Origin of the sequence: Endozoicomonas atrinae (assembly GCF_001647025.1) — a bacterium.
GTDB classification, from domain to species: Bacteria; Pseudomonadota; Gammaproteobacteria; order Pseudomonadales; family Endozoicomonadaceae; genus Endozoicomonas; species Endozoicomonas atrinae.
In genome coordinates this window covers 1-410 of record NZ_LUKQ02000802.1, presented here as the reverse complement: position 1 = coordinate 410, position 410 = coordinate 1, and the positions used below count along the sequence as shown (strand labels likewise).

Annotated in this window: 1 protein-coding gene; it reads right to left on the bottom strand. The window is 59.3% G+C overall.

The window, feature by feature from the left end; genetic code table 11:
* The coding region (locus tag AK963_RS30665) for a hypothetical protein (RefSeq protein ID WP_139117850.1) at positions 1-196 on the bottom strand (196 nt) is incomplete at its 3' end.
* Positions 197-410: the final 214 nt, after the last annotated feature.

The window sequence follows — 410 nt, the reverse complement described above, 5'->3', positions numbered from 1 at the left end:
CGAGTAGCTGGCCGTCTTCTTCGGCTATCCATGCGGCAAAGTTGGGCGCGGTGGCATGGAGGTTCAGGTAGTCGGCGGCTTTCGCTTCGTCGAAGTGGTAGTCCCTGCCGAACTTGCCCATGGCAAAGAACTTGATAGAGAGCCGCATCAGTTCAGTGTTGTCGGCTTCGGTGAATCGTCGGACGGTAACGGTCATGGCAATCGTGTCTGGTGTTATTGCCGTTAGCGTAGTGAGAGAGCGCGGGGCGGTCGTCCCGCCCCTGTGGTTGTGACGTGTTAGACGGCGAGGTTACTGATGGCGATTACTGCGTCGAGGGTGTTGGCCGCGTTGGTGTTGGTGATCTTGAGGCCGATGGCCTTGGAGGCAGCACTGGCGTCGACTTCGATCTGGGTGGAGAGCGGGAACTCGG